This window comes from Edaphobacter modestus (assembly GCF_004217555.1).
GTDB lineage: Bacteria > Acidobacteriota > Terriglobia > Terriglobales > Acidobacteriaceae > Edaphobacter > Edaphobacter modestus.
The window spans coordinates 5551071-5563557 of record NZ_SHKW01000001.1 but is presented as its reverse complement, the minus strand read 5'-3'; the positions used below and the strand labels follow the sequence as shown (position 1 = coordinate 5563557).

Below are 12487 nucleotides of genomic sequence, written 5' to 3'. Positions count from 1 at the left end.
ATCTTTCTGCAGGCCAAACTCTGCCTGCCGAGCACTGTCGATACGGCGCTATGGATTTACCACTCGTTGAGAAAGCGGTAACGAGTCAATTAGCCGCTATCACTCGTCCGGATAGCCGGTTTTACATCCATCTCTAACAATCTCGGCTGTGTCAATGCATTTTTGAGCGTAGGACGGCACTCACTCCGAGGAGCTGTTTCGTTACGCTTTGGTTGAACAAACTCATCATCGTCGACAAAGGTTCGCATGTAATCTTTCGGGCGGAATTCGGTCCGACCCAACCATCTCTCCGATCGCACGTTCGACCATGATTATTACTTCGAACTCCCTGGATAGGGAGCGGGATGCCCAATCAAGTGGGCGGTGATTTACTTCACACCATGGACGAATCCAGGCTCTCCCGCGTGCGAACCGAACTGCAAAGTCTGTTGATAATCGCATTCCTTACGCCACATCCAGTAGAGGCTGACGGCCAGTTTGCGTGCCATCGCAACCTTAGCGATGCGGCGGTCGCGACGCATGGCCAGATGAACGAAGCGACGTCGCCAGTCCGGGTCCCAGCGGACAGCAGCCTGGGCTGCCTCCACCAGTAGAAAGCGCAACAGAGAACTTCCTTGTTTGGTGATGTGCCCCAGTCGTTGACCATCGGCGCTGGAGTCCTCACAGGGAATGAGGCCCAGATAGCTACCTATCTGATGGCCGCAACCGAATCGATCCGGAGATCCAAGCACCAACACAAAGGCCAGGGCTGTGATGGGCCCCACGCCGGGATGCGTCATCAGCCGCAGTACCTCGGACCGTTTGCGTGCCTCCTGCTCGGCTGCTGCGGTAAGCTCGTCGATAGCTGTGTTCAATCGATCCACCAACTCCAGCAGGTCCTGTCGGCGCCGTGTGGCCCACCGAGCAAGCGGGAGTGCCTCCAGTTGCCTTCGTCCGGTCTTGCTCCACAGTGTCTTTTTGCGCCGTACTCCCTCGTTCATCGCTGCAGCCTGGATTTGGTTCATGGCCCGCGTGCGCATCTGCACCAGGCGATGCCGATGCCAGATTAGCTGGCGTAGATCACGGTTCTCCGGATTCGGGACCCAGATCTGGGGAAAGCGACTCTCTACCAGTAGCCTAAGCAATAACTGAGCATCCTGCCGGTCGGTCTTTTGCTTGAGTACCAGTGCTGCCTTGATCTTGGCCGGATCCCCAATCCACAGCTCGAACTTCAACTCTGCCAGAAATCGCTCAAACCAACGTGCATGTCCGGTGGCCTCTATCCCGACACGCACCTTGACCTGTCTTCGCTGTAGATCGCGATAGAAACGCTCTGCCTCTCCATCGCTGTGGTTCAGTCGCCGTTCGCCGGTCTCGCCCGTCTCCGTATCTAAAAACGCTACTTGCTGAACGCTTGGATGATAATCCACTCCTACAATGATCATGTTCGGCTCCTTCTCCCGAACCTTCCGTCGTCGATGCCCAGAGTCTAATCGCGCCTCGACAGAGCAAACACTGTTATGAAATCACGTGGACTGGATTTGTAAATACTAGCCGACTTCACGTTACCAATCTAGGTTCAATGGGCGCATCGGCGAAAGCACCTATCAGATGCGATTCAGCCGTTCCGCCGCACCTTCCACCAGGGAGTGCAAAAGTTCCGGGATTCCGGGGCAATGTGCCAGGTTGGCACTCTGTCCGGCCCAGAGTGCGAGCAGGTCAGATCTGCCAGTCTCTTGCGCGGGGAGTGCCAGGCTACGCATAAGGAACCTCTGCAATGGATATGGCAGTATCTCGGTGCCGGGCTTATTCAGTTGGAGTAGTTCGTTGTCTATTCCTCGTGCGAGTCTGCCTGTAAAGCCTTGAGTCGGTGCGGTGTGTCCGGCACTGCCGCTGAGAATGGCCTCGCGATGCAGCGGGTGCGCGCCAGACTCTTCGCAGGCGAGAAAGACGGTGCCCATCTGTACGCCTTCCGCTCCAAGCGCGAAGGATGCGGCAATGCCGCGAGCATCGGATATTCCGCCAGCGGCCACGACCGGAACCTTTACCGCATCCACCGTCTGCGGCACAAGTGAGAAGGTTCCTGTCAGCGAGTCTTGTGCCGATCTTAGAAAGGATCCGCGATGTCCGCCCGCCTCAAAGCCCGATGCAACCACTACGTCGACTCCAGCCCGATCGAGAGCGATGGCTTCGTCCGGCGTGGTAGCCGTTCCGAGCGTAACGATCCCTCTCTTCCTTGCCTCGTCTAATATCTCTTTTGGTGGAATACCGTAGATAAACGAGAAGGCGGGAACGTTAGTATCGAGAAGCACGCGCCTGATCCTCAAATCGGATCGGCTTGTACGGTGCAAATGCCGGTTGTGTGCCGCCGAGCGCTTCGATGTGTGGCGAGAGATGCGACAGAGCGCGGCGGAATGCTGCAGCGTCCGATGTGCGCGCTCCCCCATCTTCCATCGAAACCCACAAGTTCATCGCAAATGGCTTCGCCGTCAGCGAACGAATCTCGGCAATCACTTCTTCAATCGCGTTTGGTTCAAGACCGTGCGCGCCAAATATTCCGAGCCCTCCGAAATTCGATACAGCGGCGGTAAGTCTCTGCGATGAAAGACCGCCGAGCGGTCCCTGGATGATCGGGTACTCGATCCCCAGAACCTCTGAAACGCGGGTTTGATTCCATGCTCTCGCCATCATGCCACCTCGCTCAGGAAAGAAGGGGCGAGTGTCTCTCGCCCCCTCAGGCTTCAATAGTCGTTCATATCGGCAGCTCGGTCCCTACGCGATGGGAGTCCCTGTGTGTCAGCAAGACATAAATGAGAGCCAGCACCATCACCATGAGAGCATCGACAAAGAACCAGCCATATCCCAACACGAAAATGTGACTGAGAATTACGGCAGTCATCCACACAGTCAATCCCGCTCCCAATCTGGCTGTCTTCGGGATCAGGAGCAGAACCGCCACTACCGTCTCGAACACCCCTGACCCTAGTCGGAATATCGGCTGAGATACCAACCCGTGGACCACTCGCGACATCTGCGTGAACAGGGTCACCGAACCTGGCACCCCTGCAAACTTGAGAAAGATGGCGGCATACAGAAGGTTCACGGACACAAACAATCGAATTGGCAGTAGTGCGATTTTTTTACCCATACAATCTGGCCCCCTTGACGACCTCGAACCGGCCAATGCTTCGCGAGGTAGTACTCATTTCTGCGTTGTAGTTGGCAGGAAATCCACGGCCATCGAGCAGTTGGGAACTCTCCGGAGCATAGCAACGAAGACTCCACCACGTTTTCAGTGTTTCGAGATAACGTACCCTTGTATCAAGGGGCTCTACCAAACGCGTTCGTACGTTTCCCAAGAGCAGAATCGAGGTTGCACATTCCCGTAAAGCGAATTGCAGCGAAAATGCTAGCGACTCCATCTGGCATCCTGGCGGACCCGATGGTGACCATTGATGGGGAGCACATTCTGGAAATCAGCACACGGTGTGCACAACAGATTGCACATATCGACCATGACTTTCCGGATGGGACAATCACAGCTGGCTTCTTTGACATTCATTTCCACGGTATTGCTGGCCAAGATGTGATGAATGCTTCTCCCGAAGGCTTTCGAGATATTGCTCATTCTCTGGCCCGTGCAGGTGTGAGTAGATTTCTTCCGACCACGGTCACGGCTCCACTTGAGACCACAATGTCCGCACTGGAGAGGATGGCGGATTACATCGATGCGGATCCACTCGCAGGAACATCACAAGCGGCTGGCATCCACATAGAGGGCCCCTTCCTTTCGCATGCCAAGCGTGGCATGCATTCCGCGGAGCATCTGCTATTGCCTTCGCCGGAGCTTCTGAACCGGCTTTGGGAGGCTGCACACGGCAACATTCGTCTGATGACGATTGCACCTGAGTTGCCCGGGGCTCTTGAGACAATCAAACATGCAACGGCTCTGGGTATCCGTTCCTCGATGGGACATTCGATGGCTACGCAGGCGGAGGCGATTGCAGGCATAAAGAGCGGCATTGTCTCTGCGACACACACGTTTAATGCAATGCGCGCATTTAATCATCGCGAGCCCGGCATCCTCGGAGTTGCTCTCGATCAGGAAGATCTGTATGCAGATCTGATCTGCGATGGCTATCACGTTGCTCCGGAGGCGGTGCGCTTATGGTTAAAGGCGAAGGGGCCAGAGCGTGCAATATTGATCACGGACTGCCTATCGGCTGCCGGCAGGCCGAACGGTAAATACATGACAGGTGAAACTGTCGTGCATGTCGAGGGAGACGTATGTCGAACAGATACGGGAGTGCTGGCCGGCAGCGTAATCACTCTCGACCGAGCCGTAGCCAACCTTAGGAAGACTGCTCGTGCGGAGTTGCATTCAGCTGTTCGGTTGGCGTCCATAAACCCCGCAAAAATGCTTGGCCTTCCAGAGCTTCTCGCACCAGGCGCTGTTGCGGATTTTAACGTCTACGATGCAGATGGAATTAGACGAGAGTGCTTTATCCGCGGATCGTTGGTCGCATGACACTTCAATCAAATTTCTGTCGGGCAACGTTGCAAATGATCGCATGAGTCCTTAGAAGTCGGCTTTTGCGTCGGGAATCCGAGAGCAAAGGTCAATCCGGCATTCCCCGATGCTGCGGCGTTTTTCAGGACTAATCTTGGAGGGGCGCCTAACCAGTTTTCGATGAGTGCATTGACCTGTTGGCAACAGTTGACAGTTCGCGCTGCGGAAAATCGCTGCAGCGCTGGCCGCGACAGAAGCGGGGACCCTCCAGCGCCTATATACGGACGGGGCGGTCTCACACTACCTGATGATAGGCAATAACGACGGCTGGCAGTACACCATTCAGGCTACTGACGTGGTGAAGCGCGATACGAACGGTCGATACTACGAAGAAATCGGCTGGTCGGGCCTCGCTTCCAGCGCTCAGCAAGCGCTCACTCCTGCAAGCCTTGCTCGGCGCCAGACCGTTTCTCTGGATGACCCTGCGTCGTATATGAGGGTGCCGAACTTGGCTAACGTTCAACCTCTCCTGATCGGCTCTGGTGCAAAATAGCAAAAACTCCACTCCATGCGGAGGAGTGAAAGAGGTCAGAGTTGCGAGTTTCCCGCCATTTCTGCACATCGAGAGTTGAAATTCGTTGAGCCAAAGCGCGCTAAGAAGCTATTTGCACCAGAGCCCTGCATGGAATGATTGCGGCGGACTTGGTCATCGGCGCGGCCGTTAGTCGGCCGCAGATAAATGTGCTCGAACTGACCGTTCTGAAGACGGAAGGCAATTCCAATAAAGCCGCGCGCGGCACTGGCTGCGCCGGCGGCGGGACGCCCTGCTAGTTCCACCTCGATCGCACCATCGTGAAACATGGTGTCTTTCACAATAGCGTATGCTTCGCCATTGGCCACTTGGCTCTCTTCCGTGATCTTTACCGCCCGCTTACCGAGGTAGTCGACGGACTCCACTTTTACCTTGTGCGGAATCAACTGACCAACGGTTTGGGCGGATGCCACTGGCACGAAGGCGATGAGACTCCAGAAGACCGGATTGCAGAATGACACCATCAGTGGCTTTTTCATGGTCCTCCCATTTTCAATCACGCTGGAGATGCGAGAACATGCGTCTCGAGAATGCCGCCTCTATTCGTCGCGAAGCACAACCAGCGGATCCACGCGCGTGGCCCGCAGCGCCGGAAAGATGCTTGCGCCCAGCGCCACCAGCATGAGCAGGATCGTCACGGAGGTGGAGGTGAACGTCGCAAGGTCTCGCGAGCTTACACCGTAGATCATGCTGGTGGCCACGCGTCCCAGCGCGATCGCTGCAATCAAGCCGATTGCGATACCGATCACCGTCGGCTTCATGCCCCGTGCCACTACCACACGCAGGACGTCGGCCTTCGTCGCTCCAAACGCGATACGCAACCCGATCTCCTTCATCCCGCGCCGCACCGAGTACGCTAGTACGCTATAGATTCCCCCCGTGCATAGCACCAGCGCCAGCAGACCGAAGATGGCCAGAAGCTGCATATTGAAGCTGCGCTGCGTAAGCGTCTCTCCAACGAACTCCTCCATCGTCAGCACATTGTCCACCGGCACATCCTTGTTGATCTCCTGGATTGCCGCGGTCACTGCCGTCGCGAGCGTGCGCGGCTCTCCCGCTGTCCTCACTACGAGAGACAGCGAGCGCGGCATCCACGGTCCCGCTGGCGCACCCGACGTCTGCGCCAGCGGCCAGTACAGCGTCGCGATCCCTACCGAGCTGTCCAGGCCGTCCTGTTTTACATCGCCCACAACGCCGACAATCTCCCGGTCCTTGTCCGGATAGAACGAGAGCTTAAGGTGGTGGCCAACTGGACTGCCGTCAGGCCAGAACTGCTTCGCCATCGACTGGCTGATCACTACCACCGGAGCGGAATTGGCTGTGTCGTCCGCACTGATGTCTCTGCCTTCCAGCAGCGGAATCCGCATCGTCTTGAAGTATCCCGCCGTCGCCACCCTCACCGAAACCTCAGGCTGCTCCGACAGCGACGCGGCGGCATGCCCTTCAATCGCCACCGGCTGGTTCGATCCTCCCACCAGCGGCAGATCGTCTACCGCTCCCGCATGCTCCACTCCCGGCAGCGCGCGCACCCGCTGCTGAACCTGGTCGAAGAACTGCGCCTCCTGGTCAGCCGACGTGAACTGCTTCTTGCCCACCTTCACGCTCATCGTCAGCACGTGGTGCTCATCGAACCCCGGGTCGATCGTCTGCAGCTTCCAGAGGCTTCGGATCATCAGCCCCGCTCCCACCAGCAGGACCAGCGATAACGCGACCTCCATGACCACCAGCGCTGACCGCATCCCTCGCCCGCCGCCATCTGCGTCCGTGCGCCCGAGGCCCTGCTTCAGCGCCTCGTTGATGTCTCCCTTGCTCATGCGCAGCGCCGGAATCAGCCCCGAAAGAATCCCCGTCACGACCGATACCGCCAGCGTGAATGCAAGCACCGGCAAGCTCAGCCCGATCTCTCCCATCCTCGGCAGGTTATCGGCGAAGTACTTCAGCAGCAGCTCGATCCCGAAGTGCGCCACCACCAGCCCCACCACTCCGCCGAAGAGTGCCAGGAGAACCGTCTCCGACAGAAGCTGCTGCACGATGCGTGGCCGCGTCGCTCCCATCGCCGTGCGGATCGCGATCTCCTTCCTTCGCGCAAAGGTCCGCGCCAGCACAAGGTTCGCCACATTCGCGCATGCGATCAGCAGCACAAACGCCACCGCGCCCAGCATCATCAGCAGCGCCGGGCGGATGTCTCCCACTGTCTCCTCGCGCAGCGGGACCACCAGCGCGCCCCATCCTTTGTCGTCTCCGGGATAAGCCCGCTCCAGCCGCTGGGAGATCGTGTCCATCTCCGACTGCGCCTGCTTCAGTGTCACCCCCGGCTTCATCTTTCCCAAAACCCGAAAGTTATGCTCGCTTCGTACCGCCTTCTCCGCAGGCGTCAGCGCCAGCGGCACCCACATCTGCGCGAACTCCGGCTTCGTCATCGCCGGTCCCATCACGCCCACAATCGTGTATGGCTCGCCGTCCAGGCGGATCGTCCTTCCCACTGCTCCCGCATCGGCACCATAGTGGGTCTGCCAAAACTTATAGCTCAGCACTACAACGCGATCGTGTCCGCCCCCGCTCTCTCCCGACAGAAATGTCCTTCCATGGAGCGGCTTCGCTCCCAGCACCGGAAAGAACTCCGGGCTCACCGAGCTTGCCGTCACCGCCTCCGGCTTGCCCGCGCCCGTCACATCGAAGCGTGTCCCCGAATACAGCGCCATCTTCTCGAACGCCGCGCTCTGCTTCTGCCAGTCCAGAAAGTTTGCAGGCGAGACTGAGAACTTCTTCATCCCCGGAAAGCTCGCCTGCGGAGGCGTGTGCCACACCTGCACCAGCGGGTCGATGTCGCCAAACGGGAGCGGCTCCAGCAGGACCGCATGCACGACGCTGAAGATCGCCGTATTCGCTCCGATTCCCAACGCCATGATGACCACAGCCACCAGCGTGAATCCCGGGCTTCTCCGCAGTTGTCTGAGGGCAAACTGCATGTTCTGCATCATCGTGGTCATCGCGCAACCTCCCGCTAAACGAGAGCAAATGCAATCGTCATACCACTGTTAAGTGGCTTCAAGAAGCTTGTTATCAATACAAGCCGGCACCGTGGGGAGCCGCTGCCGTCCAATTCCGGTCACTCACGTCCGCTCATGGACACACCGGCGAATTATTCAGCGACAGCTATGACAGAAAGCAGCTCATCCTGGAACAAACTGAACTTTCAAAGGGGCTGCCTGCCGATATGTCGAAGTATACGACTTCTCCCATAGGCCCATGGAGATTCGGTGGCAAGGCGATCTACTTCCCATCGCGTCTTCAACAAGGATCAACATGTGAGTCCTGCTGCCATCGCTTCGGTTAGACAGAGGCAGCCCGGTCAATGGGCGACACAATAACATTTTCATTGCCAGCAGACGATGCTCAGAGCGATCATAGGTGCGCTTCTGCAGCTTGCGGAGAAGATTTCCCGACCTGCGAGGTATTTGCCGCCGTCGTCGGCAATATCTCTCTCGCTTTCCTTTGCTGATCTCGCAATCCCGCAGATGACCACCCCATTCACCCGCAGAGGGGAATTCTGGAGCGTGTGATCATGAAAATTTCTCTTTCTAAATGGACCCTGGCAGCAATCATCTCCTTAGCAACCGCTACCGCGGCGCAAAGTCCCCTTGCCGGCAGTTGGAAATTCAACGCAGAAAAAAGCCAACTTACCGGCGACACCATTCAGTTCACCCCTGCATCAGAAGGCATGGTCCGCGTCACCAGTGGCGGACAGAGCTACTCCTTCAAACCCGACGGCAGTGACACAACCACTCCGATGGGTTACACCGCCCAATGGGAAAAAGTCGATGACCAGACGTGGAAGCAGACAGTGATGAACGGTTCGACTAAGCTTTCCGAGAACACCTACACGCTCTCCGGCGATGGGAAGACCATAACATTGACCTCCGAAGGAACGAAGCCGAATGGCGAGAAATTTAATGATTCGTTCACATATACGCGGATGAGCGGAACAAATGGCTTTATGGGGAACTGGAAGAGCACAAAGGTCGACCTCAAATCGTTCTCGGGATATGAGTTCAAAGACAACGGCGACGGCGCGCTTGTTTGGAGCTTACCGGATTACCACGCCACGGTCACAATCAAGACCGACGGGAAGGACTATCCGGCAACTGGCCCGACTGTTCCCGAGGGCCTGACCCTGTCGCTTACAAAAACGGGACCGCGCACTTTCACCATGGTGCAAAAAATGAATGGCAAGCCGATCTACAAAGCGACCGAGACCGTCTCAGCGGATGGCAAGACGCTGGAAGAGGTCGGCAGCGCGGTTGGCGTAAACGAAACCGCCACCACAATTTACGAAAAGATCGATTAGAGCACACGTCAAACTACTAAATGTCCATCTAGGCGCGCCCGTGGCGAAGAGCGGTCCTCCGGCAATTGTCGTGGCGCGTTTCCTGGATCTCTCTGGCCGCGGACGAGCGGCCATCAGAGGAGTAAGCGCTTGATCCTGTCGAAGAGTTGGTCGGAACGCCTCATAAAATGCCCGTAACAACCTGGACCACAATGGGCTGGACGTTACCTCGCATCCGCTATGAAACAGCGGGACCGTCAGCAATTTATAGCGCACCAGCCGCTAATCGACGGCGTGTCCGTTGTTGAGTTCATTACTCAAATGTTGGACCGCGTAAGGCTGTATCATCGAAGATTATTTGGCTTATTGCTTTCAGGCCCATTTGCCAGGGGGCGCAGATATTACCGAGATTCCGATCCCGCTACGCCCAGCTCAAGCGGCGGAACGATTTTGGCTCACTCTTCCTGATGGAGGGAAGCGCACTTGGCAGCTCGTCTATCCCGCCCGTAGATCTGAAGAAACGTAATGCTGCTTGCGCGCGACGGGCCCGTAGCTTTCCTCTAGAGTTCGAAGATCCCGTCCATCGCTTCATCGACAGAAGGCCGCAGCGCCTGTTGCACGCGGCCCCCCATCTCGGTTAGTAGTTCTGGAATGCGTTGTAGAAATCTTCAAGAATCGCCGGGATCGAAAGAGATTTTGGCAGAGGCACCGCGCGAATGCCGAGTTGGTTCGCATCGAAACGCTCCACGCCACCGCTCGGATGGTTGACGACCTGCGCTCCACCCTGACTGTTATCCTTTACCAGCGAAGTGGAACCGCCACCGTCAAGGTTTAGCGCTGTGTAGGCACCCAGCTTCAGCATGATGTCGGCACTCTCGACGCTCGTCGTGCCGACGCTGTAACCCGGCTGCCGCCCGTCGATGGCAACTACATAGAGATAGCGCCCATCCTTCGATAGACCCAACAAAGAGCGCGGATTCGGATCAGCACCATCACCCTGCAGCCCGCCTGTGCTGTTGCCCACGTTCTCTCCTTCGCTGACAACGATGCCCGATCCAGTGACCGCCGTAAAGACATTGGTCAGGTCCGTTTGCTCCGTCGTGGTGACGATGGAGGCTTCGTTCTTGCGGGTAATCAGCAGCGCGGCGTTCTGTCCGACCGCACTCACCGGCACGCCTACAACATTGGCGTCGGAAACCGCCACACCATTGAATGTCTTCTCCTCGGGGGCAGCGTTGCAGCAAGGCGCGAAGAAGTTGGCGTTAATGACTGCTTGCAGCCCGTATTTGACCAGAAACTGGCTATCGGTGGACGCGATTGTCTGCTTGCTCCCTTGGTGTGGCGTGGAGTAAAAGCGGATGCCGGGAGCTTGCAGATCGATCCGCATTGCATAAGCTACGCTGGCGTCCTGGCCGTCGATCGTGGCGGTAGTCTCTTCGATACCGATGAAGGCTGGTTTCCAATTATTGACCTTCACCGTGCTTGCTGCGGCAGGGAGCAGTGCAGCGGAGACGAGGCATACGGAAAAAACCCAATCGCGGAACTGTGACATGTCATGTCCTCCTGAAGTTGCGGATGGGCATGATGATCTACGCGCAAAAGATGAAATGGAATCACAGGCGGATGAAAATACGCAGAATTTGAGTCGCCGTATTGAGCCCGTAAGTGGCACCCGACTAAGAGTTACAGTTTTTTCAAGGATTCAAAAACAGAGTGCAGCGGGGCTGTATGAATAAACACCGTCGGCGCGTTTGGCAATCACACCTTCTAGTCCTTGTTGGCGAGTGAAAGCCAGCATTTCGGCTACCGTCTTGTTCGCCACTACTGACAGGTCAACGTGTTCGTTGGGCTTGATGATGGACTGAAGAATTTCTCTTCGCTCCGACAAGAGAAGGCTAGTAAGGTCACGATTCCAAAATCATCACATCCTCTTTATGCCTTTCTTCGGTCGGTCTTCCAGACTATGTCTGAGGTCTCTCTCTTACGTTCGTTTGTTGCTGGAGAGAAAAATGGCTGGAGGGTAGAGATTCATGTCGCCGTTGAATAGCTTTGTTGGGAATGAGCAGAGCAAGGCTATTACAGAAGAAGCGTTGCCGGAAAGTCAAAAGGTAGCACAGGGAAATTCAGCCCAGCCGCAGATAGAGGCAGCTCCACACCAGACCACGCCTCCTTCATCCTCTTCTGCGCCTCTTGAACAACCTTCCCGCGCCGAGGTCGCCCGTGAACCATTATCCTCCGATTTGGTATATCAGGCTCCAGATCACACAAGGACAACAAACCTGAATCCTCCGAAGATGAGCAATCCCATAGTTTAAAGGGCGCTGATTCAAATCCATCCGCAACCAATCTCTCAAGCATTACGGCCAATGGACTCGTTTCGCTTCCTCAATGAGCGCATTATCGACTGGTCACTCGCTGACAATGGAACGCAAGCCCATAGTCCGTTGGGTCGGCATGTCGCGCAGACGCCTGTGTAGAACTCCATTCCTGAGTGACGGGCAAACCGGAGAGAACCGAATTACTCTTTGTTTTGCCGACGATTCCGCGATTTAGACGACTTTGTTCTAGACTGTGGTGTCGCCCCGGACCAGAGTGAAAGGAGAACTCGCCATGGCAGCAACTCCCTCCTTCCCTTACGAGACGCGCCTAAACGTTCTGCACAAGTCCTTGGAGGTAATCGACGAAAAGGCTCTAGCGGACGCGTGCGAGTTTACGTGGTACAACCAGACTCTCTGCAAGGTAAATGACTCGGTGGTCCGACTCGGAGTCGTACAGGGAGAGTATCACTGGCATAAGCACGATCAAGACGAGGAGTTCTTTTATGTTGTAGACGGTCTATTGTTGATTGACCTTGAAACACGCACGGTCGAGCTTTCGCCCCGACAAGGATTTGTCGTTCCAAAGGGCGTGATGCATCGCACGCGTGCGGAGTGCCGAGCCGTGATTCTAATGGTCGAAAACGCTGGGATCGTACCGACAGGCAGCTCGACTTCCCATCCATAGCCCGCGCGATCATACCGAATCCGGCCTAATTACGTCGACTCGGAAGTGACGGATTGCTTCCGAATGGCCGACGATC

At 56.5% G+C, this 12487-nt stretch carries 11 protein-coding genes and 1 pseudogene; 4 read left to right on the top strand and 8 right to left on the bottom strand.

The window, feature by feature from the left end:
- Positions 1-368 precede the first annotated feature (368 nt).
- From BDD14_RS23455 to BDD14_RS23445, 4 genes are all read right to left on the bottom strand, one after another.
- Positions 369-1424, bottom strand: coding sequence for an IS110 family RNA-guided transposase (locus BDD14_RS23455; protein WP_130421719.1), 1056 nt, complete (start codon positions 1422-1424; stop codon positions 369-371).
- A 162-nt stretch (positions 1425-1586) separates the two neighbouring features.
- Positions 1587-2291 (bottom strand): NAD(P)H-dependent flavin oxidoreductase, encoded by a 705-nt coding sequence (locus BDD14_RS23450; protein WP_278045501.1) that lies wholly within the window; start codon positions 2289-2291, stop codon positions 1587-1589.
- Entirely contained in the window at positions 2275-2670 is a 396-nt protein-coding gene (locus BDD14_RS33795) for a nitronate monooxygenase (protein ID WP_278045500.1), read from the bottom strand. Before BDD14_RS33795 ends, BDD14_RS23450 begins: the two co-directional genes overlap by 17 nt.
- 61 nt (positions 2671-2731) lie before the next feature.
- Positions 2732-3127 carry a hypothetical protein gene (locus BDD14_RS23445; protein WP_130421717.1) on the bottom strand — a complete coding sequence of 132 codons (396 nt, stop codon included), beginning with the start codon at positions 3125-3127 and terminating at the stop codon, positions 2732-2734.
- Positions 3128-3385: 258 nt separating this feature from the next.
- On the opposite strand from BDD14_RS23445, the gene nagA reads away from it, so the two are divergent.
- Entirely contained in the window at positions 3386-4507 is a 1122-nt protein-coding gene (gene nagA, locus BDD14_RS23440) for an N-acetylglucosamine-6-phosphate deacetylase (protein ID WP_130421715.1), read from the top strand.
- A 570-nt stretch (positions 4508-5077) separates the two neighbouring features.
- Here nagA and BDD14_RS23435 read toward each other — a convergent pair.
- Both BDD14_RS23435 and BDD14_RS23430 read right to left on the bottom strand, forming a co-directional pair.
- Entirely contained in the window at positions 5078-5560 is a 483-nt protein-coding gene (locus tag BDD14_RS23435; RefSeq protein ID WP_130421713.1) for a hypothetical protein, read from the bottom strand.
- 60 nt (positions 5561-5620) lie between these two features.
- Positions 5621-8071 carry an ABC transporter permease gene (locus BDD14_RS23430; RefSeq protein ID WP_130421711.1) on the bottom strand — a complete coding sequence of 817 codons (2451 nt, stop codon included), beginning with the start codon at positions 8069-8071 and terminating at the stop codon, positions 5621-5623.
- Between the two features lie 575 nt (positions 8072-8646).
- Between BDD14_RS23430 and BDD14_RS23425 the strand changes: the two genes are divergently transcribed.
- Positions 8647-9429 carry a hypothetical protein gene (locus BDD14_RS23425; protein WP_130421710.1) on the top strand — a complete coding sequence of 261 codons (783 nt, stop codon included), beginning with the start codon at positions 8647-8649 and terminating at the stop codon, positions 9427-9429.
- Positions 9430-10045: 616 nt separating this feature from the next.
- On the opposite strand, the gene BDD14_RS23420 is transcribed toward BDD14_RS23425, so the two are convergent.
- The gene (locus BDD14_RS23420) at positions 10046-10960 is read right to left on the bottom strand and encodes a phosphodiester glycosidase family protein (RefSeq protein ID WP_130421708.1); all 915 of its coding nucleotides are present in this window, start codon (positions 10958-10960) and stop codon (positions 10046-10048) included.
- A 150-nt stretch (positions 10961-11110) separates the two neighbouring features.
- Positions 11111-11305: pseudogene (locus BDD14_RS34665) on the bottom strand (ATP-dependent DNA ligase); the annotation flags it as partial.
- A gap of 133 nt (positions 11306-11438) precedes the next feature.
- On the opposite strand from BDD14_RS34665, the gene BDD14_RS23410 reads away from it, so the two are divergent.
- Positions 11439-11723, top strand: coding sequence for a hypothetical protein (locus tag BDD14_RS23410; RefSeq protein WP_130421704.1), 285 nt, complete (start codon positions 11439-11441; stop codon positions 11721-11723).
- A gap of 295 nt (positions 11724-12018) precedes the next feature.
- Positions 12019-12411, top strand: a complete 393-nt coding sequence (locus BDD14_RS23405; RefSeq protein ID WP_130421702.1) for a cupin domain-containing protein — start codon at positions 12019-12021, stop codon at positions 12409-12411.
- The last annotated feature ends 76 nt before the right edge of the window (positions 12412-12487 follow it).